The sequence below is a fragment of the Starkeya sp. ORNL1 genome, assembly GCF_012971745.1.
Lineage (GTDB): Bacteria > Pseudomonadota > Alphaproteobacteria > Rhizobiales > Xanthobacteraceae > Ancylobacter.
Genome location: NZ_CP048834.1, coordinates 4,762,670 through 4,786,915, shown reverse-complemented (window position 1 = coordinate 4,786,915; position 24,246 = coordinate 4,762,670). Strand labels below are relative to the sequence as shown.

Below are 24,246 nucleotides of genomic sequence, written 5' to 3'. Positions count from 1 at the left end.
TGGCAAGACCTCAGCCTCACTTCAACCCGGCGCAGTTCGCGTAGAAGGTCGTCGTCGCCGGCCAGTCGGAGAACACGCCGATCACGCCGACCTGCTTGGCCAGCACATCGAGCAGCACCAGCATGTCGCCGTCGCGCTTGGTGATGTCCTTGATCGACTGGTAATAATAGCCGCCGCCGTCCTTCAGCGGGCCGGAGCGCTCCAGCGACCACGAGATCAGCCCGAGACCGGCCTTCTTCGCCTCCTCGGCATAGACCGAGGGAACGATGCTGCCGTCCTTGCCGACGCTGACCAGCATCCACAGCGGCGGGGCGAGGATCTTCACGCCCTGGTCCGCCAGTTCCTTCATGCCCGGCTTCCAGCTCTCAGGCTTGGTGATGTCGAAGCCCTTGTCGGTCTCGTCGCGATCGTCGAGGAACACCGCCTGCTTGCCGAACTCCGGATCAGCCTTGATCCAGTAGAGTATGTCCTCGAGCTCGAAGGACTGCGGAAAGACGTCCTTCGCCGCGACGCCAGCGGCCTTGTAGTCGTCGATCATCTGCTGGGCGTAGCGCTCCTGGGTGTAGTCGCCCTGGAACGGCATGGCCACTTCGGGCTTCTTCAGCTCGGGGGTGAATTTCAGCCCCAGCGACTTCACCAGCGCGATGAACTCCTTGTGCGTCACCAGCGTGGCATTGTCGACATAGAGGTCGGTGCGCCAGCGCGGCGTGCTGTTCATGTAGTCCTTGACGTTGGTGGCGTCGGGGTTGCCGGCGTCCATCTTCGGGCGCAGCGACTTGAACTCGGCGAGCGTCAGGTCGCTGGTGCAGCACTTGGCGCTGGCCTTGCGGCCGGTGACGGGATCGGCCGGTTCGAAGCCCTTGCTGCACTTCGCCGCCAGTTCCGGGCGGGCGAGGATGTCGGTGGTGGTGTGCAGGTCGCACTGGGCGTGGCGGCACACCAGCTCGCGGTCCTTGGTGAAGGCGACGTCGCATTCCAGCACGCCGGCACCCATGCGCGCGGCGGCGATGTAGCCTTCGCGGGTGTGCTCGGGGAATTGCAGCGGAGCGCCGCGATGCGAGATCGAGAATTGCTTGGTGTAGAACGGCTTGCCTTCACACTGCTTGAGCGCGTCCTTGAGCGGGCCGTCCTTCATGGTGTCGACGAGATAGAAGGGGCGGACCCCGACCTGGGCCAGCGGGCGATTGTCCTGCGCCGAAGCGCCGGAAGAGATGAGGGTCGAGACGGCAAAAGCGAGGAGGAGTATGCGAGACGTCATGGCGGGCTCCGTCTTCCTGAGGGTGACGTGGGCGAGCCATGGCTAGCGCCGGGCAGTGACAGCGGTGTTACGCAAGGCCAGGCAGTTGCAAAGCCGGCTACGCGCCATCCAGCGCCAACCGCCGCGCCTCCGCCGGCGTCATCCCCTGCGCGCGCAGCGCCACAAGACTGGGCGAACCAAGGCTTTTCGAGAGCTTGCGGCCCTCGGCGTCGAGCACCAGCCCATGGTGACGATAGATCGGCGCCGGGAGGCCGAGCAGATGCTGCAGCAGCCGGTGCACCGAGGTCGATGGCTTGAGGTCCACGCCGCGAATCACATGGGTGATGCCCTGCAGCGCATCGTCGACCACGACGGCGAGGTGGTAGCTGGTCGGCACCTCCTTGCGGGCGATGACGACATCGCCCCACGCCGCGGGATCGGCGGGGATCATGCCCTCGCCTTCCTCGTGCCAGAAGAGCTTCTGGCCCGCCCGCGCCAGCGCCGCGCGCATGTCGAGCCGCAATGCGTAGGGCTCACCGGCGAGGCGGCGACGTTCGCGCTCAGCGTCGACCATTGAGGTGCGTGCGAACGGGAACAGCGGCGCGCCGTCCGGATCGCGCGGCCAATCGGGGCGTGCCTCCACTGCGCGGCGGATCTCCGCCCGGCTCTCGAAGCTCGGATAGACGAGGCCTTTTCCCTCCAGCCTGTCCAGCGCCGCGGCATAGTCAGCCATATGCCCGGACTGCCGGCGCACCGGCCGCTCCCAGTCGAGGCCGAGCCAGGAGAGATCCTCGAAGATCGCCGCCTCGAATTCCGGGCGACAGCGGGTGGCGTCGATGTCCTCGATGCGGATGAGGAAGCGCCCGCCGGCAGCGCGGGCGGCCTCGAAATTGAGGATCGCGGAGCGCGCATGGCCGAGATGCAGCGGCCCGTTCGGGGTCGGCGCGAAGCGGAAGGTGGGGGTTGGGGCGTCGGGCATCGCCCGAAGTCTTACGTCATCCTGGCCGGACGAGGCGAGAGGCGCTTGGCTTGAGCATCCTTCGAGGCTCGCTGCACTCGCACCTCAGGATGACGTGGTTCTTGAAAGCAACCTCATCCTGAGGTGCCCGGCAAAGCCGGGCCTCGAAGGATGCAGAAGCAGAACAACAGCGCCGCTCAGAACTGCCGCGCCACCATCATCTTCTTGATCTCGGCGATCGCCTTGGCCGGGTTCAGGCCCTTGGGGCATGCCTTGGAGCAGTTCATGATGGTGTGGCAGCGATAGAGCCGGAACGGGTCTTCGAGATTGTCCAGCCGCTCGCCGGTCGCCTCGTCGCGGCTGTCGATCAGCCAGCGATAGGCCTGCAGCAACACCGCGGGGCCGAGATAGCGGTCGCCATTCCACCAATAGCTCGGGCACGAGGTCGAGCAGCAGGCGCAGAGGATGCACTCATAGAGCCCGTCGAGCTTCTCGCGGTCGTCGCGCGACTGCGGCCATTCATGCTCCGGCGCCGGCGTCTCGGTGTGCAGCCACGGCTCGATCGAGGCATGCTGGGCATAGAACTGGGTGAGGTCCGGCACCAGGTCCTTCACCACCGGCATGTGCGGCAGCGGATAGATCTTCACCGAGGAGGCCCGCACGTCGTCCATGCTCTTGAGGCAGGCCAGCGTGTTGGTGCCGTCGATGTTCATCGCGCAGGAGCCGCAAATGCCCTCGCGGCAGGAGCGGCGGAAGGTCAGCGTCGGATCGACCTTGTTCTTGATCCAGATCAGCCCGTCCAGCACCATCGGCCCGCAATCGTCGCGGTCGACATAATAGGTGTCGACGTGCGGGTTCTTCCCGTCGTCCGGATTCCAGCGATAGATCTTGTATTCGGTGAGATTGTTGGTGCCGGCCGGCTTCGGCCACACCATGCCCTCGATGAGCTGGGAATTCTTCGGAAGCGTCAGCTGGACCATGGCGTCTAATCGTTTCCCGGCTCAATAAACCCGCTTGCGCGGCTCGATATACTGAACGTCGTTGGTCATGGTGTAGGTGTGCACCGGCCGATCGTCGAGGCGTACGCCCCGGGTCTCGAAGTCCACGAAGGCCAGCGTGTGCTTCATCCAGCTCGCATCGTCGCGGTCCGGGTAGTCCTCGCGGGCGTGGGCGCCGCGGCTCTCGGTGCGGTTGGCGGCGCCTTCCATGGTCACCGCGGCGAGACAGATCAGGTTGTCGTATTCCAGCGTCTCGATGAGATCGGAATTCCACACCAGCGAGCGGTCGGTGACGCGGATGTCGTCGGTACCGGCGAACACTTCGGCGATGAGCTTGCGGCCCTCTTCCAGCACTTCGCCGGTGCGATACACCGCGCAATTGTTCTGCATCACCTTCTGCATGGAGAGCCGCAGATCCGCCGTCGGCGTGCCGCCAGTGGCATAGCGGAAGCGGTCGAACCGGGCCAGCGCGGCCTCGGTCGCGCCCGGCGGCAGGTCGCGCTGCTTCTCGCCGGGGGTGAGGATCTCGCCACAGCGCAGGGCGGCGGCGCGCCCGAACACCACGAGGTCGGTCAGCGAGTTGGAGCCGAGCCGGTTGGCGCCGTGGATCGACACGCAGGCGCATTCGCCGACCGCCATCAGGCCGGGCACCACATGGTCCGGATTGCCGCCCTTCTTGGTGACGACCTCGCCGTGGAAGTTCGTGGGGATGCCGCCCATGTTGTAATGCACGGTCGGCAGCACCGGGATCGGCTCCTTGGTGAGATCGACGCCGGCGAAGATGCGCGCGCTCTCGGAAATGCCGGGCAGCCGCTCGGCCAGGATCGCCGGATCCAGATGGTCGAGGTGCAGATAGATGTGGTCCTTGTTCTTGCCGACGCCGCGGCCCTCGCGGATCTCCATGGTCATGGAGCGCGAGACCACGTCGCGGGAGGCAAGGTCCTTGGCGGAGGGCGCATAGCGCTCCATGAAGCGCTCGCCCTCGGCATTGGTGAGGTAGCCGCCCTCGCCGCGCGCGCCCTCGGTGATCAGGCAGCCCGAGCCATAGATACCGGTCGGGTGGAACTGCACGAACTCCATGTCCTGCAGCGGCAGGCCGGCGCGCAGCACCATGGCGTTGCCGTCGCCGGTGCAGGTGTGGGCGCTGGTCGCGGAAAAATAGGCGCGGCCATAGCCGCCGGTGGCGAGGATGGTGGTCTGCGCGCGGAAGCGGTGCAGCGTGCCGTCGTCCATCTTCAGGGCGACGATGCCGCGGCAGCGGCCTTCCTCGTCCATGATCAGATCGAGCGCGAAATACTCGATATAGAACTCGGCATTGTGCTTCAGCGCCGCGCCATAGAGCGTGTGCAGGATGGCGTGGCCGGTGCGGTCGGCAGCGGCGCAGGTGCGCTGGGCGGTGCCCTTGCCGTAATCGGTGGTCATGCCGCCGAACGGGCGCTGATAGATCTTGCCGGCCTCGGTGCGCGAGAACGGCACGCCCCAGTGCTCCAGCTCATACACCGCATCCGGCGCGTGGCGGACCAGATATTCGATGGCGTCCTGGTCGCCCAGCCAGTCCGACCCCTTCACGGTGTCGTACATGTGGAAGCGCCAGTCGTCGGGGCTCATGTTTCCGAGCGCCGCGGCGATGCCACCCTGCGCCGCCACGGTGTGCGAGCGGGTCGGGAACACCTTGGTCACGCAGGCGGTGCGCAGGCCGGCTTCCGAGCAGCCCACCACGGCGCGCAGCCCCGCGCCGCCGGCGCCCACCACCACGACATCATAGGTGTGGTCGGTGATCGGATAGGCAGCTCCGTTGGCACCGTTCTTCGGGGTGGTGGCATCCATCGGCTCAGCCTCCGAAGCTGATCTTGAGTATGGCGAAGGCCGCCGCGCAGCCCACCGCGATGGTGAAGAAGGTGTTGGCCATCAGCGCCAGCACCTTGGCGCCCTCGCCCTGGACATAGTCCTCGATGATGACCTGCATGCCGATGCGCATATGGACAACGATGGAGAGCAGCGCCAGCAGCACCACGATGGCGACGATGGGCTGGCCGAGGATCGCAGTGACCTCCTCGCGCGTGCCGCCGGCGGCGTAGATGACGATGAAAAGGAAGGCCAGCACCAGCGGGACATTGGCGAGCGCGGTGAGGCGCTGCAGCCAGAAATGCCCGGTGCCGGAGCGCGCCGAGCCGAGGCCGGCAACGCGGCGGCGCGTGGTGCGCATGGTAGAGCCCGAATTCCCGCTCATCGCTCAGCCCTTCACGACCAAAATGCCGATCCACAGCAGCACGGTGAGCACCACCGAGCCGCCGATGGTCAGCTGCGCCAGCCGCTCGCGGGCCTCGGGGCCGAAGCCGTGGCCGGTGTCCCAGATGAAATGGCGGATGCCGCCGAGCATGTGGTGGATCAGCGCCCAGCTGAAGCCGAACAGCACGATCTTGCCGATGATGCTGCCGAGAATTGCGTTGGCGAAATCGAACGCGGAGGCAGATGTCGCCGCCGCGACCAGCCACCAGACCAACAGCAGCGTACCGAAGAACAGTGCCGAGCCGGTGATGCGGTGCACGATGGACATCATCATCGTGAGCATGGGCCGGTAGATCTGGAGATGCGGTGAAAGCGGACGTTCCGCGGTTCCCGGCATGTCGGACATTCCGTGGCCCTTCAATGGCATGGCCCTTCGACGCTTGGGCCTGCGTACCTGAAACGATAGTAGTTCGCAATCACGCTAATCGCGTTTTCTATCGCGCTGCTGTGCACCGCAGCGTGGTGACGATAGCGCATCGGAGGGTCTGAACGCATCCCCTCGCGCGGCGCGCGCAGCCGCTGTAGTGTCGCCCGCCCTTGATCCGCCCCAATCTCGCGATTCCAACACATTTCAATGCGGTCCCGCAGCTCGGCCCCAACCATGCGTCTTTCGAAGATCAGGCCTCCCGCAGGCGCATTGCTGCTGATGAGCTGTGTCGTCCTGACGACGGTATTGCTGTCGGCGCTGGCCTCGGCCCAGGAGCGCAGCATCGTCGTCGGCGGACTGAACCGCGAATACATCCTGCACACGCCGAAGAGCTCGGGGCCCGGGCCCTGGCCGCTGGTGATCGCGCTGCACGGTGCCTGGCAGCCGGCCACCGTGCTGCGCTCCTATCTCGACCTCGACGCCGTCGCCGACCGCGAGGGTTTCGCGGTGGCCTATCCCAAAGGCATCAACCTGCTCTGGAACGACGGGCGCGGGTCGGTCGCCGGCATCATGCCGATCATCCACAAGCGTGACGATGCCGGCTTCGTGCTGGCGGTGCTGGACACGCTGGTTGCCGAGGGCATCGCCGATCCCGGTCGCGCCTATCTGATGGGCTTTTCCAACGGCGCCTTCCTCACCGCCTTCATCGCCTGCCGCCACGCCGAACGCTTCGCCGCCTATGCGACGATGATGATGACGGCGCCGGTCGTCTATGCGGACTCCTGCCGGCCGTCGCGGCCGATCCCGATCCTGATGATGAACGGCACCTACGATCCCATCGTGCCGATGTTCGGCCGCCCGACGCCCGGCGCCCGGCTGATGTCGGCAACCGACAGCGCCAAGCTGTTCGCCCGCATCAATGGCTGCGGCGACCCGGTGCAGGAGCCGGCCAAGAACGCGCGCATCGTGCGCTGGAACGACTGCGCCGGTGGCTCGGCGGTCGCCTTCTATGAGGTCGAGGGCGGCCACCAGCCGCCCGCCTCCTCGGTCAGCGGCGTCGACATGCTGGCCTCGCTGCTGCTCGGCCCGCGACGGCGCGGGCTCGACGCCCCGCAGGAGATCTGGACCTTCTTCCGCCGCTTCGGCGCCTGGCCGCAGGAAAACGGCGTGAGCGTCGGGGAACCAGTGCCGATCGGCGCGGCAACACCACGCGGCGGCGGCGCCCTGGCCGGCGCCAATCCGGTGCCTGGTGCGCCCGCAGCCACCTCGTTCGCTCCCGTCGAAGTGCCGCTGCCGATCCCCTCGCCGCTGCGTCCGAAGCCGACCGCGACCCAATGATAAGTCAAACAGATTTGGCGTCCGCCATGCTTTCGCCGCGAGGGATGGCTTTACATCGCGCTTCCGGCTGAGCTGTCGACGCTTTTGATTCGCCTCGAAAGTCGGGCTTGGGTTGACGCCGTCTCGCCGGGACGGCATCGTCCCGCCGCCCCTGAAGGGGGAGCTTCGCTGTGCCTGCCGGTCCCGGTAGGCGCCAAGTCAAAGATGGTGCCAGGCCGCGCAAGCGGTTGAACCTCATGGCACCGCAATGCGGGGAAGGCTCTTGGAGCATCGGCGCGGACCGACCGGCGTACGACGACCCGACTTCGCCGCGGTCGATCTCGGTGACGAGCCTCCGCTGGGCGTGGACGGTGATGCCGAGGAGCCGATCAACCGCCGCCGCATCTCCATTCGCTGGCTGATGGCCACCCTGCTCACCGGCATTTGCGGCGCCGGACTGATGGGCGGCGCTGTCTATGCAGCACTCGACGGCGAGTATCGTTTCGCCCAGTTGCCCGAGACCGTGCGCTCCGCGCTGCGCGGCGCGCTCGCTGCCGGCGAGCGGCCGTCCAACGTCGCCCGCAAGGGCGACCGCATGTCGATCCTGACCGAGAGCTTCACCGCCAAGCAGACGCTGCGCCTCGCCACCAACACCAAGGTCGGGGACAAAGAGATCATCAAGGTGCGCGCGGTGACCAAGGTCTCCGCCAACCTTGCATTGTCGGTGACCTCCGCCTCGGTGGACGTACCGCGCTTCAATCCCGCCCAGCTGATCGCCGAGACCGCGGACAGCAAGGACGACGACGAGCCGCAGGCCGAGCCGACCGGCGAAGTGACCATCTCCACCCGCGATCTCGCCAGCCTGCCGCCGAGCACCAAGTTCGCTGCCGAACTGCCGATGGAAGACGTGCTGATGAAGGTCCGCGAGGTCGCCGAGTTCGGCGCGCCCGGGATCGAGGCCCATGCACCGATGCAGCCGGCCTTCGGTGGCGCGCTGGGCTTCGCGCCGATCGGCCGGGTCGACGAGAGCGGCGCTCTCGCCATCGCCCCGGAGAACGTCTCCTCCATCAACAAGACCGACGCCGACACCACTGGTGGCAATGACTGGTCGGAACGCGCCGTGGTCGCCAAGAAGGGCGACACCATCGTCTCGGTGCTGACCCAGCTCGGCGTGCCGCTGGCCTCGGCCCGCGGCGCCGCCGCCGCCTTCCCCGACCGCGGCCCCGATGGCCGGCTGGAGGAAGGTCTGCGGCTGAAGATCCTGCTCGATTCCGGTTCAGGCAGTGCCGTCATCCCGCTGCGTGTCGCCATCTTCAGCGACAGCGGCCACGTCGGCACCGTCGCGTTGTCCGATGTCGGCAAGTTCCTCCCCGTCCAGGAGCCGAACGATGTCCAGGTCGCGGATGTCGGGCCGGGCGGCAGCGACGACGGCAGTGATGACGATGCCGGCCAGAGCGGTGGCGTCACCCTCTATGACAGCCTCTACGAGACCGCGCTGCGCCACGAAGTGCCGCGCGAGGTCATCGAGAATCTGGTGAAGGTCTATTCCTTCGACATCGACTTCCAGCGCCGGGTACGCGCGGGCGACAGTTTCGAAGTGCTGTTCGAGCCGGATTCCAGCGGCGGCGCCGGCGGCGTGCTCTATGCCGGGCTCACCATCGGCGGCGAGGAGCGGCGCTATTATCGCTACCAGACGCCGGACGACAGCGTCGTCGACTTCTATGACGAGAGCGGCAAGAGCGCGAAGAAATTCCTGGTGCGCAAGCCGGTCTCCGGCGGCGTGCTGCGCTCCGGCTTCGGCATGCGCCGCCACCCGATCCTCGGCTATACCCGCCTGCATTCCGGCGTCGACTGGGCCGACCGGGTCGGCACGCCGATCTATGCCGCCGGCAACGGCGTCATCAAGAAAGCCGCCTGGACCTCCGGCTATGGCCGTCGCATCGAGATCCAGCACGCCAACGGCTATGTGACGACCTATTCGCACCAATCCGGCTTCGCCAAGGGCATCCGCGAAGGCGTGCGGGTCCGCCAGGGCCAGTTGATCGGCTATATCGGCTCGACCGGCCTCTCCACGGGTCCGCATCTGCACTATGAGGTGCTGGTGAACGGCCGCTTCGTCGATCCGATGCGCATCCGCCTGCCGCGCGGCCGCGCGCTCGACGGCAAGGTCTATGCCGACTTCTCCGATGAGCGCGACCGCATCGACCAGTTGCTGAACCACACGGCGGCGCCGAAGGTGGCCGGCAATGCGGTGCGCCTCGACGACGATGCCAATTGAGGCTCGCCTCCAGACCGCGCCCGCTGGAGCGGTGCTTGAAGAAACCCTCACCGACCAGCCGGCCTTCGACCGCGCGCTCGCCCGGCTGGTCGCACTCGACTCGCGGCTTTCCCCCCTCCTTGCTGTCTCCGGCGCGCCGGCGCTACGCCAGCGGCCCGGCGGCTTTGCCGGCCTGATCCGCATGGTGGTGGCCCAGCAGGTCTCGACCGCCAGCGCCCGCGCCATCTATGCCCGCTTCGAGGCACAGTTCGACGGCGCGCCGACGCCGGCCGCGGTGCTGGCGGCAGGGGTGGACGGCCTGCGTACTGCCGGCTTCTCGGCGCCCAAGATAAAGACGACGCTCGGCATTGCCGGCCTGCTCGATGCCGGCACCATCGATCTCGACGCGCTCGCCGCGCTCCCGTCGGACGAGGCGCGCGACATGCTGGTCCGCCTGCCCGGCATCGGCTTCTGGACCGCGGACGTCTATCTCCTGTTCGCGCTCGGCCGCTCCGATGCCTTCCCCGAAGGGGACCTCGCCTTGCAGATCGCCGCGGCCGAGGCACTGTGCTTCGGCGGGCGCTGCCATGCCCACGGCCTCAATGCCATCGCCGAGGATTGGCGCCCCTGGCGCGGCGTGGCGGCGCATGTGCTGTGGGCCTATTACGGCGCGCGCCGCGCCCGGCAGGGCGTGCCCGCCTAGATTCCCGCTGACATGGCGTCATCCCGGCCGATGCGAAGCGAAGAACCGGGATCGTCGGAAGGAAAAGGGCGCAAACCTCATACGATCCCGGATATTGCCTGCCCGGATATTGCCTGACGGCAATTCCGGGATGACGAAGAACCTGACGGAGAACCGACAAGATGCTCGACGGCCCCCGCCTCGCCCCACGCTCCGGCCGCCCTCCGAACGCCCTCGTCGTGCTGCTGCATGGCTATGGCGCCGATGGGCGCGATCTCATCGACCTCGGCAAGGTCTGGGCGCCGCTGCTGCCGGAGGCCGCCTTCGTTTCTCCGCACGCACCGGAGCCGTGCGCAGTAGCGCCGGTCGGGCGGCAATGGTTCGGCTATGTCGAGCGCGATGACCGCGAGCGCTGGATCGGCGTGCAGGCGGCGGAGGCCGCGTTGAGCGGCTTCCTCGATGCCGAACTCGCCCGCCTCGGCCTCTCCGATGACCGCATGGCATTGGTCGGCTTCAGCCAGGGCACGATGATGGCGCTGCATGTCGGGCTGCGCCGTCCACGCCGTTGCGCCGGCATACTCGGCTATTCCGGCATCCATGTGCGGCCCTCCGAACGCGAGCAGGAGGTGACGGCAGCGCGCATCGCCAGCCGCCCCCCGGTGCTGCTTATCCATGGCGACGAGGACGAGGTGGTCGCACCGGGTTATCTGCCGCGCGCCGTCGCGAGCCTTGCCGCCCAGGGGATCACGGCCGAATCATTTCTCTTGCCTGGTCTCGGCCACGGCATAGATCAGGCTGGCCTCGAGCGCGGCGGCGCCTTCCTGGCGAAGATTCTGGCTTGAAAACCCTACGATTTTAGGCGCTTCACAAAGCTGACACGCAACATGTAGAGTATCCGCGTGCGTCGCCCGGCGCCCGCCGGATCCGGCGCCCCTTGTTGAGGAGCGGTTGGTTGACGGCGGCGTTGTCTCCGGGTTCCTGGCCTGCCTTGGTGCTCAATGCGGATTATCGTCCCTTGAGCTACTACCCTCTCTCGGTCTGGGCCTGGCAGGATGCGATCAAGGCGGTGTTCCTCGATCGCGTGAATATCGTTGAATATTACGAGCGGCAGGTCTCCAGCGCCAATTTCCAGATGCGGCTGCCGAGCGTCGTCTCGCTCAAGACCTTCATCCGCCCGGCCCGCCAGCCCGCCTTCACCCGGTTCAACGTGTTCCTGCGCGATCGCTTCTCCTGTCAATATTGCGAGTCGCGCGACGACCTCACCTTCGACCACGTCATCCCCCGCTCGCGCGGCGGCCAGACGACGTGGGAGAACGTGGTCGCGGCCTGCTCGCCCTGCAATCTGCGCAAGGGCGGCATGATGCCGGCCGAGGCGCGCATGCTGCCGCGCCAGCCGCCGTTCCAGCCGACGGTGCATGACCTGCACCAGAATGGCCGGCATTTCCCGCCCAACTATCTGCACGATAGCTGGATGGACTATCTTTACTGGGATACTGAGCTCGATCCGTGAGCCGTCGCCGGACGATTGTCCGATTTGAACGCAGCGGTGAGAGCAATGAGCGCCAGCGCGGCTGCAATCAGCGCGTTGTAGCCGGCGAGCGAGATACCGGCGAGCCGCCATGGCGCCTCGTCGCACCGCACCACCCGCGCAGTACTGAGATCGGTCAGGAGATTGCCGCCCTGCACCGGCCCGGCGCCGGAGCACGTCGTAGGCCCTGCCCACCAGTGCCACTCGACGCCGGCATGATAGGCGGCGAGCACCGCGCCGGCAGCCATCAGCAGCCCGGCGAGCCCCAGCACGACGCGCGAGCCGCCGACGCTGCCGCGCGCCGCCAGCAGCACCGCGATCAGCGCCACCGGCACGCCGACATAATAGGGAATGCGCTGTTCCAGGCACAGCGGGCACGGCGCGAGGCCGACCACGAGCTGGAAGTACCATGCCCCCGCCAGCGTCGCGGCGCCGACAAGCGCGACGATGAGCCCGGCGGTAAATTGTGGTTTGGCGACAGTCGTCATCACTCTTGCACTCCGATGCGGCACGCAGGCTGCTAGACCGGTTTTGCGGCGAAATCCACGGCCACGATATTCACGAAGACGAGGGGAGTGAGGGGATGACACCAAAAAGGCCCGCGCTTGGTATCGGCCTCGGCGTGCTCCTCGCGCTCGCCGCTCCGGCCGGCGCCGAACCGTCCAGGGTGACCGTCGTCGCCACTCCGATCCGCGCATTGATGTCGGACGGCCGCGTGCGTGTCGGTCACCTCGAATATCGTGGCGGCCTTGTCCTCGCTGCCGACAACAAGGATTTCGGCGGCATTTCGGGACTCACCATCGATGCCAGAGGCGAGAATTTCCTCGCGCTGACCGATCGCGGCCACTGGTTGCGCGGCCGCATCGTCAGCAACGGCGATGCGCCGACCGGGCTCGCGGACGTCGTCATCGCGCCGATTCTGGGCTCGGACGGGCGCCCTCTCGCCGACCAGAGCCGCGGCGACACCGAGTCGCTGGCGAGGACGCCCGACGGCTACGCGATTGGCATCGAGCGCAAGCAGGAGATCTGGAGCTTCAAGGGTGACGACCCGCTTGATGTCAAAGGCCAGCGCATCGCCTCGGGCGGACCGCTGGCCAAGCTCGGCTACAATGAAGGCATCGAGGCGCTGGCCTGGCTGCCGGGCAAGGTCGGCGCCGCGAAGGGCGGCGTACTTGTCGCGGTCGCCGAGAAAAGCCCGAGCAACGAGAATGCGCTGCCCGGCTATATCGTCACCGGCGGCAAGCTGGCGCCCTTCACCATCGTCCGCCATCCGGATTTCGACGCCACCGATATCGCGCTGGCGCCGGACGGATCCGTCTATCTGCTGGAGCGTCGCTTCACCTGGGCGACCGGCGTCGGCATGCGGGTGCGCCGTTTCCCGGCGAGCGACATCAAGCCGGGCGCGAAGATCGACGGCGAGATCATCTTCACCGCCGACCGCACCGCGCAGATCGACAATATGGAAGCGCTCGCCATCCACGTGAACGCGGCCGGCGAGACCATCCTCACCGTGATCTCGGACGACAATTTCTCCAGCATCCAGCGCACGCTGCTGCTGCGCTTCGCCGTGGTTGGAGCGGAGAACTGAGAAGGGTCAGCGAGCGGCGGAAGCCGGTGCGTTCCAGGGCTTGAGCCAGCCCATCAGCGCGCCATAGGGCACCAGCGCGACCAGCGCGCAGCCGAGCTTCACCAGGAAATCGAAGAAGGCGAGGCCGACCCAGAGCGGTACGGTAACGGTGCCGAAATAGGTCGCCGGCCCCGACATGAAGGCGTCGCCGGCAAAGGCCAGCGAGAAGAAGATGGCGGTGTCGAGCGCCGAGCCGAGCACGCTGCCGGCCAGCGGCGCCTGCCACCAGTCCATGCGCCGCAACCGGTTGAACACGGTGATGTCGAGCAACTGGCCGACCAGGAAGGCGGTGCCAGAGGCCAGCGCGATGCGCGGCGTCGCCAGCCAGATCGACAGCAGCACCGCCAGCGCGAAGCCGACATAGACCACGCGCCGCGTCACCGCCGGGCCGAAGCGGCGATTGGTCAGGTCATTGACCAGGAAGGCGAGCGGATAGCTGAAGGCGCCATAGGTCAGCACTTCCTCGAGGCCGAGGAAGCCGACCGGATATTGCACCAGCACGTTCGAGGCCGCGACCACGCCGATCATGGCGGCGATGGGCAGCGCAAGCTGCGAGGGCGAGACCTCGGTGCCGGCGATCTTCATGGAAAGAGCCTTTGGGCTGAGCCTGCTTGAGGCTCAGGCAGCAGCGATCACGCTGCGGCCTGGGCCTTCTCGACCGCGCGCTTCAGCTCGGCAGCCTTCGGCGACAGCTCGTCGATGTGGGCCTTGACGAGGAAGGCGTCGAGGCCGCCGCGATGATCGACGGTCTTCAGCGCATTGGCGCTGACGCGCAGCTTCACCGAGCGCTTCAGCACATCGCTGGCGAGCGTGACGTTCACCAGGTTCGGCAGAAAGCGGCGGCGGGTCTTGCGGTTCGAATGGCTCACGCGATTGCCGGTCAGAACTGCCTTCCCGGTAAGTTCACACCGACGGGACATCGTGGACTTCCTTATACTTTAACAGCCGAGGCACCGGAGGCCACGCATGGCGGCCCCTTCCCAGCACCGGCGGCACTGATCCAGAGAGTGCGCTCGTATAAGGAAGCCCCTTTGCCGCGTCAAGACCGGCGCTGACCGATACGGTGCAGAAACGGGGGGTCACAGTTCCGCCGCCTTCCGCCGCCAGCAAATCCCGTTACAGTATTCTATCGGCCTTTTGCCGATCGCATGGATTCGGTTCTTCACGATGCTTCGGCTTGGTTTGACGGCGGGTGGGCTGGTTGCCGGGGCGATTCTCGCTTCCAGTCCGACCTATGCCGACGGCCGGCTTGAAGCACGCTACCGGATGTCGATCGCCGGGCTGGAGCTCGGCCGCGCCTCCTTCCTGCTCGAGATCGGCGGCAAGGGCTACACCGCCTCCGGCAGCGCCCGCGTCACCGGGGTGATGCAGGCAGTGTCCTCCGGCAAGGGGTCGGCCGGCTCGCGCGGCACCGTCGAGCGCGGCGCACTGTCGCCGCAGAGCTTCGCCATGGATGCGGAGAGCGACAAGAAGGCGGAAGCGATCCGCCTCGTGCTCACCGCCAATGCCGTCAAGAACGTGGTGGTGCAGCCGCCGACCACGCCCGCCAAGGACCGGGTGCCGGTCTCCGACGACGACAAGAAGGGCGTGCTCGATCCGATGACCGCGGCGCTGATCCTGGTGCCCGGCACCGCGGATCCGCTCTCCCCTGCCGCGTGCGATCGCACCCTCTCTATCTTCGATGGTCGCCAGCGCTATGACCTCACTTTGTCCTACGTGCGCACCGACAAGGTGAAGGCCGAGAAGGGCTATGACGGACCGGCCGTGGTGTGCCGCGTCGCCTACCGGCCGGTTTCCGGCCACCGGCCGAGCCGCGCCGGCGTGAAGTACATGATGGAGAACAAGGACGTCTATGTCTGGCTGGCGCCGGTGGCGGGCACCCGCGTGCTGGTGCCGTTCAAGGTCTCGGTCGCCACCATGATCGGCACGGCGGAGATGGAAGCGCTGAGCTTCGTCTCCGAGCCGACCGGCGCGCAGCCGGCCTCGGCGTCGGGGAAGAAGCCGCAGCCTTAGAGATCCATTCCACAGGTCGTCATCCCGGCCGGAGCCCGCAGGGCGCAGAGCCGGGATCGCTCCTCAGTGTTTTCGCGATCCCGGATCCGCCGTTCCGGCCGTCCGGGATGACGACGTGATTGAATGAACTGGCACCCCGCCGTCCCGCTTCCCATATGCCGCCCCGGAGGCCGCGCTATACTGCCGCTTCCTTCCCCACACCCGGTGGCGACTCTGCCGCGGGCTATGTGCTACAAGGGCCGCCCGCCTGCCGGCCCGATGGACGACATAACCGGCCCATGAACATTGCAACGCCGCTCTACGGCACCAAGCCGCTGCCGCCTTCGCTGCGAGCTCGCGGCGTCACCGCCGTCCTCGGCCCCACCAATACCGGCAAGACCCATCTCGCCATCGAGCGCATGCTGGGCCATTCCTCGGGATTGATCGGCCTGCCGCTGCGCCTGCTCGCCCGCGAGGTCTATCAGCGCCTCGTCGAGCGCGCCGGCGCCGACCAGGTCGCGCTGATCACCGGCGAGGAGCGCATCAAGCCGCACAACCCGCGCTATTGGGTCTCCACGGTGGAGGCGATGCCGCGCGACCTCGATGTGGCGTTCGTGGCGCTCGACGAGATCCAGATCGCCGCCGATCTCGATCGCGGCCACGTCTTCACCGACCGTATGCTGAACCGTCGCGGCCGCGAGGAGACGCTGCTGCTGGGCGCCGCCACCATGCGCCCGCTGGTGGAGCGGCTGCTGCCGGGCGTCAGCATCCTGGTCCGTCCACGCCTGTCGAACCTGACCTTCGCCGGCGAGAAGAAACTTTCGCGCCTGCCGCGCCGCTCGGCCATCGTCGCCTTCTCGGCGGAGGAGGTCTATGCCATCGCCGAACTGATCCGCCGCCAGCGCGGCGGCGCGGCAGTGGTGCTCGGCGCGCTGTCGCCGCGCACCCGTAACGCCCAGGTCGCGCTCTACCAATCCGGCGATGTCGATTATCTGGTCGCCACCGACGCCATCGGCATGGGGCTCAATCTCGACGTCGACCATGTCGCCTTCGCCGGCGACGTGAAGTTCGACGGCTGGCAGTTCCGCAGGCTCAATCCAGGAGAGCTCTCGCAGATCGCCGGCCGCGCCGGCCGCGCGCAGCGCGACGGCACGTTCGGCACGACGGGCCGCTGCGCGCCGTTCGACGCCGAACTGGTGGAACGGCTGGAGAGCCACAGCTTCGAGCCGCACCGCGTGCTGCAATGGCGCAACACGTCGCTCGATTTCCGCTCCATCGAAGCGCTGCATATGAGCCTCGCCGAGGTGCCCCGCGAGGAGGGGCTGACGCGGGCGCCGACCGCCGACGACGTGCGGGTGCTGGAGGTTGCGGCGCGACAGGAAGAGGTTCGCCGTTTCGCCACAGGCGCTTCTGAAATCGAGCGTTTGTGGGAGGCGTGCCAGCTTCCCGACTATCGCAAGGTTTCCCCCGCCTCGCACACCGATCTCGTCATCACCGTCTATGGCGACCTGATGCGCCGAGGCCGCATCGATACTGACTGGTTTGCACGCCAGGTGGCCTTGGCGGACCGAGCGGAAGGTGACATAGACACTCTGTCGGGGCGTATAGCGCAGATCCGTACCTGGACCTTCGCCGCGAACCGGCCGGACTGGCTCGAAGACCCGGAGCACTGGCGAGGTGTCACGCGCGGCGTGGAGGATAAGCTCTCCGACGCGCTGCACGAGAGACTGGCGCACCGTTTCGTGGACCGACGAACCAGCGTCCTGATGCGGCGCCTGCGAGAGAACACGATGCTCGACACTGAAATCACCAAGGGCGGCGACGTTGTCGTCGAGGGCCATGTGATTGGCCACCTTCTTGGGTTCCAATTTGCCGCCGACCCTTCCGCGGGCGGCCCCGAGGCCAAGGCACTCAGGGCAACCGCGCAGAAGGCGCTGGCCGGCGAGATCGAGAGCCGCGCCGCCAAGCTCTCCGAGAGCGGGGACGACGCCTTCGTGCTCAGCGCCGACGGCACGCTGCGCTGGGTCGGCGACCCCGTGGCGAAGCTGATCCCCGGCGAGGAAGTGCTCAGCCCCCGCCTCAAGATCATTGCCGACGAGCATCTGACCGGCCCGGCGCGCGACGGCGTGCAGGCGCGGCTCGATCTCTGGCTGAAGGCGCATATCGAGAAGCTGCTCGGCGCGCTGCTGGCACTCGGCCGTGCCGAGGACATCACCGGCATTGCACGCGGCATCGCCTTCCAGCTGGTCGAGGCGCTCGGCGTGCTGGAGCGCCACAAGGTGGCCGAGGAGATGAAGGCGCTGCCGCAAGATGCGCGGGCGCTGCTGCGTGGCCACGGCGTACGCTTCGGCGCCCACCACATCTATATCCCGGCGCTCCTGAAGCCGGCGCCGCGCACGCTGGCCGCCCAGCTCTGGGCGCTGAAGCATGGCGGCCTGCAGCAGAAGGGCCTCGACGAGCTGCCGCATCTGGCGGCTTCGGGGCGCACTTCGATCCCGGTCGACAACGAGATCCAGAAGGGACTCTACCGCGCCGTCGGCTTCCGCGTCGCCGGCTCGCGCGCGGTGCGCATCGATATTCTTGAGCGGCTTGCCGACTTGATCCGCCCGGCACTGGCCTGGCGTCCGAACGCTCCGGGCGAGAAGCCGGCCGGCGCCTTCGATGGTTCAGGCTTCGTCGCCACGGTGGCGATGACCTCCCTCGCCGGCTGCGCGGGCGAGGATTTCGCCTCGATCCTGCGCTCGCTCGGCTATCGCATGGAACGCCGCCCGGCCCCGTCGCCGGAGCCGGCGACCGAGGCGCCGGCCGAAATCGCCGACGCCCCCGCTGAGCAGGCCGTGACCGAAGCGCCAGCCTCTGATGTCACGGCGGAACCCGTCGCGGACGAGGCGACGGCCGCCGAAGCCGCGACGGTCGAGAGCGTGGCGGCGGAAACGCATGTCACGGAAGCCGTTGCCGAGGTGCAGCCGAGCGACGAGCCGGCCGCGGTCGAGGCGCCGGCCATTGAGACCGCGACGGTCGAGACCGTGGCGGCGGAAACGCATGTCGCGGAAGCCGTTGCCGAGGTGCAGCCGAGCGACGAGCCGGCCGCGGTCGAGGCCGCGCCAGTCGAGATCGCTCCGGAGCCGGCGTCGGCCGAGACGGCCGTGTCGGAAGCAGCGCCCGGATCCGAGGCCGTGCTTGAGACGGCACCCGTCGAGGAGGCCGCGGCCGTCGAGGCAGCGCCGCCCACCGAGCCGGCGATGATCGAGATCTGGCGTCCCGGCCGTCCGGCGGGCCAGCAGCGTCCGCAGCATCATGGCCGCGGCAAGCCTGCCCATGGTCAGAACACGCACGGCCAGAACGCGCATGGCCGCCCGAACCAGCGTCCGGCGAATGGCGAAGCGCAGGTCCAGGCAGACGCCGCGCCCGCCGCACAGGGTGAACGGCCGGAGCGCGGCGAGCGTCCCGAACGCACCGGTGGCCGCCCGGATCGACGCGAGGGCGACCGGCAAGGCCGCGAGCATCAGGGACAGAACCGTGGCCAGAACCAGGGCCAGGGCAAGGATCATTTCCGGCGCGACGGCCGCGATGGCGAAGCCCGCGGCGACCGCCCGCCGCGTGGCGACCGGCCGGATCGTCGCGAGCGTTCCGACCGCCCATCCAATGATCGCCCGCAACAGCCGCGCCAGGATCATCGCCAGGATCAGCGCCGCGAACGGCCGACGACGGTCGATCCCAACTCGCCCTTCGCCGCGCTGCTTGCCTTGAAGGCCCGCATGGAGGCCGACAAGGGAGGCAGCTGACGCCGCATGTCGCTGGAGCGCCCCCGGCTAGACGCCTGGCTTTGGCATGCGCGGGTGGTGCGCACCCGCAGCGCCGCAAGTGCGCTGGTGAAGGCCGGCCGGGTGCGGGTCAATGGCGCCAGGGTCACCACGCCGGCCCACGCCGCCAAACTCGGCGACGTCGTGACCATCGCCCTCGACTCCCGGGTCCGAATCCTGCGGATCTCCGGATTTTCCGAGCGCCGGGGCGATGCGCAAGCGGCAAGCGCCCTCTATATCGAGGTCACGGAGCCCGGCTGAGGCGGTGCAATCCTGCTCCGCGGAACAGCACCTTGCACGGTGACAGCGCGTGCGATAGGGGAAGCACGGGCCAAATTACATGCCCATGTCGGAGACTTGACGAATGCCCTACGTCGTCACGGAAAATTGCATCAAGTGCAAATACACGGACTGCGTTTCCGTGTGTCCGGTCGACTGTTTCTATGAGGGCGAAAACTTCCTCGTCATCCACCCCGACGAATGCATCGATTGCGGTGTCTGCGAGCCGGAATGCCCGGCCGAGGCGATCAAGCCCGACACCGAACCGGGTCTTGAAAAGTGGCTGGCGCTGAATGCCGACTATGCAAAGGTCTGGCCCAACATCACTGAGAAGAAAGAACCCCCGGCCGACGCCAAGGAATGGGATGGTGTGGCCGACAAGCTACAGTATCTCTCCACCGAACCGGGTAAGGACGCCTGACATTATGTGATTTGCGCGGCGTTGTTTGCAGCCGCGCCTTTGACCCTGCGTCACCCCGCGCCGGCGCGCTGCGGCGCGGCAGCGCTTTGATTTTCAGCACAATTGTGCTATATGAACAATTGTGCAGTCGATTGGGTTTGCAATGACGCGGCGCTCCAGGTGCGGAGCGACCCTCCCGGAACATGAAGCGGGTTCCCCTTTGCCATGCGTTTTTACGCTCGTGGCAGAGACATCCGAGATTTCCGTCATCGGCTGAAAGTGAAGCTCCGCAGGTTGCGGAGACGACGTCTTTTTGCCCGCGGACCTCTTGTCCGCAGGCCGCTGCCGCATCTTAACCGAGGTCGCGCGGCAGCGATCGGTCGGGACCCAGGAAACAGGACTCAGCATGTCGACGAAGAAGCCCTCAAACCTCCGCCAGGGTTTCAAGACGGGCGAGCATATCGTTTATCCGTCGCACGGCGTCGGGCGTATCACTTCCATCGAAGAGCAGGAAGTCGCCGGCTTCAAGCTTGAACTGTTCGTCATCCATTTTGAAAAAGACAAGATGACGCTGCGCGTTCCGGTGCCGAAGATCGTCTCCGTCGGCATGCGCAAGCTGTCCGAGCCCACGATCGTCAAGAAGGCTCTGGAGACGCTGAAGGGCCGCGCCCGCGTGAAGCGCACCATGTGGAGCCGCCGCGCGCAGGAATACGAGGCCAAGATCAATTCCGGCGACCTCGTCGCCATCTCCGAGGTGGTGCGTGATCTGTATCGCTCCGAAGCGCAGCCCGAGCAGTCCTACAGCGAGCGTCAGCTCTATGAGGCCGCGCTCGACCGCATGGCGCGCGAGCTCGCCGCCGTCGATAATCTGACCGAGACCGAGGCGATCAAGCTCATCGAGCAGAACCTGCTCAAGGGCCCGAAGCGCGGCGGCAAGGCCGATGCCGAGGAAGCGGAAGCCGAAGACACCGAGACCGAGGAAGAGGCGGCCTGATCGCCGGCTTTACGCCCTCCCGAATTCCAAAGGCCCGGCCATGCGCCGGGCCTTTTGCTTGATAGGCCTTCCGTCTTATTTCGATCGCGCGGTTCCGCGGGAACCAGTGCGACGCTGCAGCGTTGAGCCCCAGCGGCGCCCGGGTGAGCGTGTCCCGGGCCCCCATGCATTGGGGAGATGCTCAGATGTATGATCCGGCCGGAAACCGCTCCTTGCTTGCCAAGGCAGCGATGAGCGCTCCCCTCCTCGACCGCGCCGTGGAATATGAGCTCGCCGTGCGCTGGAGCCGCGAGCACGACGAAGCCGCCCTCCACGAGCTGATTCGCTCTCATATGCGCCTCGTGCTGGCGCTCGCCCGCCGCTTCCGCAATTACGGTCTGCCGATGGCCGACCTGGTGCAGGAAGGCCATGTCGGCCTCTTGGAAGCCTCCACCCGCTTCGAGCCGGATCGCGAGGTGCGCTTCTCCACCTACGCGACCTGGTGGATCCGCGCCGCCATCCAGGACTATGTGCTGCGCAACTGGTCGATCGTGCGCGGCGGCACGTCTTCCGGGCAGAAGGCGCTGTTCTTCAATCTGCGCCGCATCCGTGCCCGGCTTGAGCGCATCGGCGGCACGCCGCGCAGCATCGAGGAGGTCCACCAATCGGTTGCCGCCTCGCTCGGTGTCACGGTGGAGGAAGTGGCGCGCATGGATGCCCGGCTCGGCGGCGCCGACATCTCGCTGAACGCGCCGCTGGCCAGCGAGGATCCCGGCACCGCGGAGCGCATCGACCAGCTCGTCGCGCCCGATCCGCTGCCCGACGAGCAGGCGGCTCTGGAGATCGATACCGAGCGTCGCCGGCGCTGGCTGCGCTCGGCCTTGAAGCAATTGAGCGAGCGCGAGATGCGCATCATCGCGGCACGGCGCCTGACCGATGACGGCGCGACGCTGGAAGCGCTCGGCGCCCGGCTCGGCATCTCCAAGGAACGCGTGCGGCAGATCGAGAACCGCGCCATCGAGAAGTTGCGCACCGCGCTGACCCAGGGCGGCGCGGCGCCAAGCAACGCGTTTATCTGAAGCGTCGTGCTGCTTCAGCATCCTTCGAGGCTCGGACGATGCCCGAGCACCTCAGGATGAGGTGGTTCTCTTAAACGCGACCTCATCCTGAGGTGCCCGGAAAAGCTGGGCCTCGAAGGATGCTGAAGCCGAACACCCTCAATCCGCGACGATCTTCAATTCCTCGCCATAAGAAAGCTTGGCGGTGCGCTCGATGCCGTTGAGGATCAGGAAGCGCTCCATGTCGCGGTCCGGCACCTCCATCTTGCCTGCCAGCTTGTCGATATTGTCGGTCAGGCCGACATCGACGATGCGGATGCGCAGCGGCTTCACCTTGTCCGCCTCCTCGATGGAGACGCGCCGGAAGGTCTCGGCGGCGGCGCGGAACTGCTTGTCGAGATCGGGGGTCAGATCGCGCGCGGCGAAGATCAGCCGGTAGACGTCGCTGCCGAAGCGGATGGCGAACATGCGGAACGACCACTGGTCGCCGCGCGCCACCGCGGTGGCCGCCGGGAAGCCGTTCAGCACCAGGCTTTCGACCGAGGCGATCTCCACGCCTTCGATCCAGCCGGAGGAGAGATATTGCGACAGGCTCTGGTCGCCGCCGACCCGCACCGCATCGAGCCTCAAGGCCTCGCGCCCGGTCGACGTCGCGCCGAGTACGGCCTGCGAGGTGTTCTCCAGCGTGAAGGTCTCGGGCGCGGTGAAGGTGAAGCCGAGCTTGGGATGGAAGAAGCGCCGGCCGCGCACGAAGCCTTCCTTCGGGTCGTCGCCATAGATCATGCCGTCGAGCGCGGCGAGATAGAGCTTGCGGTCGCGCTCGCCCGGCTTGTCCGGCGAGGCATATTCGCGGGCATTGGCGATGGCGATGGAGATGCGCTCCGGCGTCGCCGGGTGGGTGGCGAGGAAGTCGGTGGCATCACCCGTCGTCGTGCTCTGGCCGATCGAGGAGGAGCGCAGCGCCGCCTGCTTGCCCATGGCGGTGAGGAAGCGCGAGGCGCCATAGGGGTCGAAGCCGGCACGCGCGCTGATGCCGACGCCGATGGCGTCCGCCTCCAGTTCCTGCGCCCGCGAGAAGCTGGCGAGCGACATGCGGCTCTTGGCCAGTGCCAGCGCGCCGAGATCGGAATCATTGACGACATCGGAGATGACGCGGCTGACCAGCACCGCCTGCTTCATCTGGTCCTCGCGGATCGCCGCATGATTGGCGATGACGTGCGCCATCTCGTGCGACAGCACGGAGGCGAGTTCCGAGGTGTCATTGGCGAGCGCGAGCAGCCCGCGCGTCACATAGAGCGAGCCGTTGGGCAGCGCGAAGGCATTGATCGCCGGCGAGTTGAGGATGGTGACGCGATATTTCAGGTCCGGCCGCTCGGAAGCCGCCACCAGTCGGGTCACCGTTTCCTGGATCAGCGTCTGGAGCTTGGGATCGTCATAGGCGCCGCCATAGGAGGCGACGAGTCGCTCATGCTCCTTGCGCTGCGTCGGGGTGAGCGTGTCCTCGAAGGAGGAGGCGCTCGCCTGTGCATCGGGGGCCGGCGTCGAGATGTCGAGCCCGGCACAGCCGGCCAGCAGCAGCGCCGCGCCGGCAATGAGCGCACAGAGCCGCGCGCGCCGGAACCAGGTTCCGCCGTGCATCTCCCCCACCCCTGCGACCCCGGATGCCACCCGCTACTTTCCCTCCAGTCGAACCTGCTCCGGCCAGCGTGCCTCAATGATCGGCCCGCCGGCCTCGAATATCACGCCGCGCACCAGGATGCGCCGCCCGTTGAGGCTCCCCGGCTCAAGGCCCGCCTCGACAAAGCGCGCACGGTCACGGCGCTGTATCCGGACCGTGACGTCTTCGCGCCAGACCCGGCCGAAATTCAGATAATCGCTATTTCGCCCGCTTCCGGCGGCGAAAATGCGGCCTTCGATCACTCCAAAACGGCCATTCCTGCGGCGAACCGCAGCAGCATCCCGCGCGTCGTCCGGCAATGTCGTCCACAGCCCGAGATCCGCTGCGCGGGCGGCATCCTCGGCCTCCATCAGGCCCGCAACGCAAGGCAGATAGCCCTCTTCCGGCCGGACCACGGCAAGGCCGAGTTCGACCAGCGCGCCCTGCAGGGAGTCCCCGTCTTCGACCCGGACCATGCCGGCAAGCCGTGCATGGCGGTCCGGCCGCGCTGCGGCGGAGGCGATCGCCACATTCCGGCCAAGAACGAGCTCACCGAGCGCGGTGCGCAACGCCTCGGCATGACCGGAATCGCCGAAATCGGTCGCGACGCTGGCGAGGCGCACCACCCGCCCGTCCGCGAGCCGCAAATCCCCGCCGCCTGCAAGGCCGGCGACCTGTCCACGCTCCATATGCGGCAGCGTGCAATCCTGCGCTCGAACCGGCGAAGACAGCACAACCAACAGCGCGAGCGCGAACAATGACGGCGCCCCGATCGTGGTAGACACGAAACTCATGCTGCTCGCTGCCGGCTCCGTCTTTCACCT

General features: G+C 67.3%; 23 protein-coding genes. 12 read left to right on the top strand and 11 right to left on the bottom strand.

Translation table 11 applies throughout. From position 1 onward, the window contains the following. Positions 1-16: 16 nt before the first annotated feature. From G3545_RS22635 to sdhC, 6 genes are all read right to left on the bottom strand, one after another. Positions 17-1,258 carry a glycerophosphodiester phosphodiesterase family protein gene (locus G3545_RS22635; protein WP_170015932.1) on the bottom strand — a complete coding sequence of 414 codons (1,242 nt, stop codon included), beginning with the start codon at positions 1,256-1,258 and terminating at the stop codon, positions 17-19. 97 nt (positions 1,259-1,355) lie between these two features. Continuing rightward, positions 1,356-2,216: a tRNA glutamyl-Q(34) synthetase GluQRS gene (gene gluQRS / locus G3545_RS22630; protein WP_170015930.1), complete on the bottom strand. Its 861-nt coding sequence runs from the start codon at positions 2,214-2,216 to the stop codon at positions 1,356-1,358. A 176-nt stretch (positions 2,217-2,392) separates the two neighbouring features. Next, positions 2,393-3,175 carry a succinate dehydrogenase iron-sulfur subunit gene (locus G3545_RS22625; protein WP_170015928.1) on the bottom strand — a complete coding sequence of 261 codons (783 nt, stop codon included), beginning with the start codon at positions 3,173-3,175 and terminating at the stop codon, positions 2,393-2,395. A gap of 21 nt (positions 3,176-3,196) precedes the next feature. Next, positions 3,197-5,020 (bottom strand): succinate dehydrogenase flavoprotein subunit, encoded by a 1,824-nt coding sequence (sdhA, locus tag G3545_RS22620; RefSeq protein ID WP_170015926.1) that lies wholly within the window; start codon positions 5,018-5,020, stop codon positions 3,197-3,199. A gap of 4 nt (positions 5,021-5,024) precedes the next feature. Continuing rightward, positions 5,025-5,423 carry a succinate dehydrogenase, hydrophobic membrane anchor protein gene (gene sdhD / locus G3545_RS22615; RefSeq protein ID WP_170015924.1) on the bottom strand — a complete coding sequence of 133 codons (399 nt, stop codon included), beginning with the start codon at positions 5,421-5,423 and terminating at the stop codon, positions 5,025-5,027. 3 nt (positions 5,424-5,426) lie between these two features. Then, positions 5,427-5,819, bottom strand: a complete 393-nt coding sequence (gene sdhC, locus G3545_RS22610) for a succinate dehydrogenase, cytochrome b556 subunit (protein ID WP_170015922.1) — start codon at positions 5,817-5,819, stop codon at positions 5,427-5,429. A gap of 309 nt (positions 5,820-6,128) precedes the next feature. On the opposite strand from sdhC, the gene G3545_RS22605 reads away from it, so the two are divergent. From G3545_RS22605 to G3545_RS22585, 5 genes are all read left to right on the top strand, one after another. Further along, positions 6,129-7,187, top strand: coding sequence for a PHB depolymerase family esterase (locus G3545_RS22605; RefSeq protein ID WP_246702530.1), 1,059 nt, complete (start codon positions 6,129-6,131; stop codon positions 7,185-7,187). A gap of 262 nt (positions 7,188-7,449) precedes the next feature. Then, positions 7,450-9,444 (top strand): M23 family metallopeptidase, encoded by a 1,995-nt coding sequence (locus G3545_RS22600; protein WP_246702529.1) that lies wholly within the window; start codon positions 7,450-7,452, stop codon positions 9,442-9,444. A 31-nt stretch (positions 9,445-9,475) separates the two neighbouring features. Beyond that, a complete protein-coding gene (locus tag G3545_RS22595; RefSeq protein WP_246702528.1) occupies positions 9,476-10,126 on the top strand; it encodes a DNA-3-methyladenine glycosylase 2 family protein in 651 nt (216 codons plus the stop codon). A gap of 161 nt (positions 10,127-10,287) precedes the next feature. Beyond that, on the top strand, positions 10,288-10,947 hold the full coding sequence (locus tag G3545_RS22590) for a dienelactone hydrolase family protein (protein ID WP_170015914.1): 660 nt from the start codon (positions 10,288-10,290) through the stop codon (positions 10,945-10,947). 110 nt (positions 10,948-11,057) lie between these two features. Further along, the gene (locus tag G3545_RS22585) at positions 11,058-11,615 is read left to right on the top strand and encodes an HNH endonuclease (protein ID WP_170015912.1); all 558 of its coding nucleotides are present in this window, start codon (positions 11,058-11,060) and stop codon (positions 11,613-11,615) included. On the opposite strand, the gene G3545_RS22580 is transcribed toward G3545_RS22585, so the two are convergent. After that, on the bottom strand, positions 11,588-12,121 hold the full coding sequence (locus G3545_RS22580) for a disulfide bond formation protein B (RefSeq protein ID WP_170015910.1): 534 nt from the start codon (positions 12,119-12,121) through the stop codon (positions 11,588-11,590). The two genes, G3545_RS22585 and G3545_RS22580, sit on opposite strands and share 28 nt — an antisense overlap. A 95-nt stretch (positions 12,122-12,216) precedes the next feature. Between G3545_RS22580 and G3545_RS22575 the strand changes: the two genes are divergently transcribed. Beyond that, positions 12,217-13,221: an esterase-like activity of phytase family protein gene (locus G3545_RS22575; protein ID WP_170015908.1), complete on the top strand. Its 1,005-nt coding sequence runs from the start codon at positions 12,217-12,219 to the stop codon at positions 13,219-13,221. Positions 13,222-13,227: 6 nt separating this feature from the next. On the opposite strand, the gene G3545_RS22570 is transcribed toward G3545_RS22575, so the two are convergent. After that, positions 13,228-13,788, bottom strand: a complete 561-nt coding sequence (locus G3545_RS22570; RefSeq protein ID WP_246702931.1) for a queuosine precursor transporter — start codon at positions 13,786-13,788, stop codon at positions 13,228-13,230. A gap of 104 nt (positions 13,789-13,892) precedes the next feature. Beyond that, the gene (rpmB, locus tag G3545_RS22565) at positions 13,893-14,180 is read right to left on the bottom strand and encodes a 50S ribosomal protein L28 (protein ID WP_170015904.1); all 288 of its coding nucleotides are present in this window, start codon (positions 14,178-14,180) and stop codon (positions 13,893-13,895) included. Between the two features lie 247 nt (positions 14,181-14,427). Between rpmB and G3545_RS22560 the strand changes: the two genes are divergently transcribed. The 6 genes from G3545_RS22560 to G3545_RS22535 all read left to right on the top strand — a co-directional run bounded on the left by G3545_RS22560 (position 14,428) and on the right by G3545_RS22535 (position 21,786). Next, positions 14,428-15,273: a DUF3108 domain-containing protein gene (locus tag G3545_RS22560; RefSeq protein ID WP_170015902.1), complete on the top strand. Its 846-nt coding sequence runs from the start codon at positions 14,428-14,430 to the stop codon at positions 15,271-15,273. Positions 15,274-15,551: 278 nt separating this feature from the next. Continuing rightward, on the top strand, positions 15,552-19,037 hold the full coding sequence (locus G3545_RS22555; RefSeq protein ID WP_170015900.1) for a helicase-related protein: 3,486 nt from the start codon (positions 15,552-15,554) through the stop codon (positions 19,035-19,037). Between the two features lie 12 nt (positions 19,038-19,049). Beyond that, the gene (locus G3545_RS22550) at positions 19,050-19,316 is read left to right on the top strand and encodes a S4 domain-containing protein (protein WP_170018231.1); all 267 of its coding nucleotides are present in this window, start codon (positions 19,050-19,052) and stop codon (positions 19,314-19,316) included. Positions 19,317-19,419: 103 nt separating this feature from the next. Further along, positions 19,420-19,755, top strand: a complete 336-nt coding sequence (gene fdxA, locus G3545_RS22545; RefSeq protein ID WP_170015898.1) for a ferredoxin FdxA — start codon at positions 19,420-19,422, stop codon at positions 19,753-19,755. A gap of 385 nt (positions 19,756-20,140) precedes the next feature. Next, on the top strand, positions 20,141-20,728 hold the full coding sequence (locus G3545_RS22540) for a CarD family transcriptional regulator (protein WP_170015895.1): 588 nt from the start codon (positions 20,141-20,143) through the stop codon (positions 20,726-20,728). 185 nt (positions 20,729-20,913) lie between these two features. Further along, positions 20,914-21,786: an RNA polymerase factor sigma-32 gene (locus tag G3545_RS22535; protein ID WP_170015893.1), complete on the top strand. Its 873-nt coding sequence runs from the start codon at positions 20,914-20,916 to the stop codon at positions 21,784-21,786. 138 nt (positions 21,787-21,924) lie between these two features. On the opposite strand, the gene G3545_RS22530 is transcribed toward G3545_RS22535, so the two are convergent. Continuing rightward, complete coding sequence (locus G3545_RS22530) at positions 21,925-23,403, bottom strand: M48 family metalloprotease (RefSeq protein ID WP_170015891.1); 1,479 nt, start codon at positions 23,401-23,403, stop codon at positions 21,925-21,927. A gap of 33 nt (positions 23,404-23,436) precedes the next feature. Next, on the bottom strand, positions 23,437-24,180 hold the full coding sequence (locus G3545_RS22525) for a thermonuclease family protein (protein ID WP_170015889.1): 744 nt from the start codon (positions 24,178-24,180) through the stop codon (positions 23,437-23,439). Positions 24,181-24,246: the final 66 nt, after the last annotated feature.

What these genes read in the sequence shown, in the direction of transcription:
- sdhA (WP_170015926.1), bottom strand. Translation starts at nt 5,020, where the DNA reads ATGGATGCCACCACCCCGAAGAACGGTGCCAACGGAGCTGCCTATCCG.
- G3545_RS22555 (WP_170015900.1), top strand. Translation starts at nt 15,552, where the DNA reads ATGAACATTGCAACGCCGCTCTACGGCACCAAGCCGCTGCCGCCTTCG.
- G3545_RS22580 (WP_170015910.1), bottom strand. Translation starts at nt 12,121, where the DNA reads ATGACGACTGTCGCCAAACCACAATTTACCGCCGGGCTCATCGTCGCG.
- rpmB (WP_170015904.1), bottom strand. Translation starts at nt 14,180, where the DNA reads ATGTCCCGTCGGTGTGAACTTACCGGGAAGGCAGTTCTGACCGGCAAT.
- G3545_RS22560 (WP_170015902.1), top strand. Translation starts at nt 14,428, where the DNA reads ATGCTTCGGCTTGGTTTGACGGCGGGTGGGCTGGTTGCCGGGGCGATT.
- G3545_RS22530 (WP_170015891.1), bottom strand. Translation starts at nt 23,403, where the DNA reads ATGCACGGCGGAACCTGGTTCCGGCGCGCGCGGCTCTGTGCGCTCATT.
- fdxA (WP_170015898.1), top strand. Translation starts at nt 19,420, where the DNA reads ATGCCCTACGTCGTCACGGAAAATTGCATCAAGTGCAAATACACGGAC.
- G3545_RS22590 (WP_170015914.1), top strand. Translation starts at nt 10,288, where the DNA reads ATGCTCGACGGCCCCCGCCTCGCCCCACGCTCCGGCCGCCCTCCGAAC.
- G3545_RS22625 (WP_170015928.1), bottom strand. Translation starts at nt 3,175, where the DNA reads ATGGTCCAGCTGACGCTTCCGAAGAATTCCCAGCTCATCGAGGGCATG.
- G3545_RS22570 (WP_246702931.1), bottom strand. Translation starts at nt 13,788, where the DNA reads ATGATCGGCGTGGTCGCGGCCTCGAACGTGCTGGTGCAATATCCGGTC.
- gluQRS (WP_170015930.1), bottom strand. Translation starts at nt 2,216, where the DNA reads ATGCCCGACGCCCCAACCCCCACCTTCCGCTTCGCGCCGACCCCGAAC.
- G3545_RS22635 (WP_170015932.1), bottom strand. Translation starts at nt 1,258, where the DNA reads ATGACGTCTCGCATACTCCTCCTCGCTTTTGCCGTCTCGACCCTCATC.
- G3545_RS22535 (WP_170015893.1), top strand. Translation starts at nt 20,914, where the DNA reads ATGTATGATCCGGCCGGAAACCGCTCCTTGCTTGCCAAGGCAGCGATG.
- G3545_RS22575 (WP_170015908.1), top strand. Translation starts at nt 12,217, where the DNA reads ATGACACCAAAAAGGCCCGCGCTTGGTATCGGCCTCGGCGTGCTCCTC.
- G3545_RS22605 (WP_246702530.1), top strand. Translation starts at nt 6,129, where the DNA reads ATGAGCTGTGTCGTCCTGACGACGGTATTGCTGTCGGCGCTGGCCTCG.
- sdhC (WP_170015922.1), bottom strand. Translation starts at nt 5,819, where the DNA reads ATGCCGGGAACCGCGGAACGTCCGCTTTCACCGCATCTCCAGATCTAC.
- sdhD (WP_170015924.1), bottom strand. Translation starts at nt 5,423, where the DNA reads ATGAGCGGGAATTCGGGCTCTACCATGCGCACCACGCGCCGCCGCGTT.
- G3545_RS22540 (WP_170015895.1), top strand. Translation starts at nt 20,141, where the DNA reads ATGTCGACGAAGAAGCCCTCAAACCTCCGCCAGGGTTTCAAGACGGGC.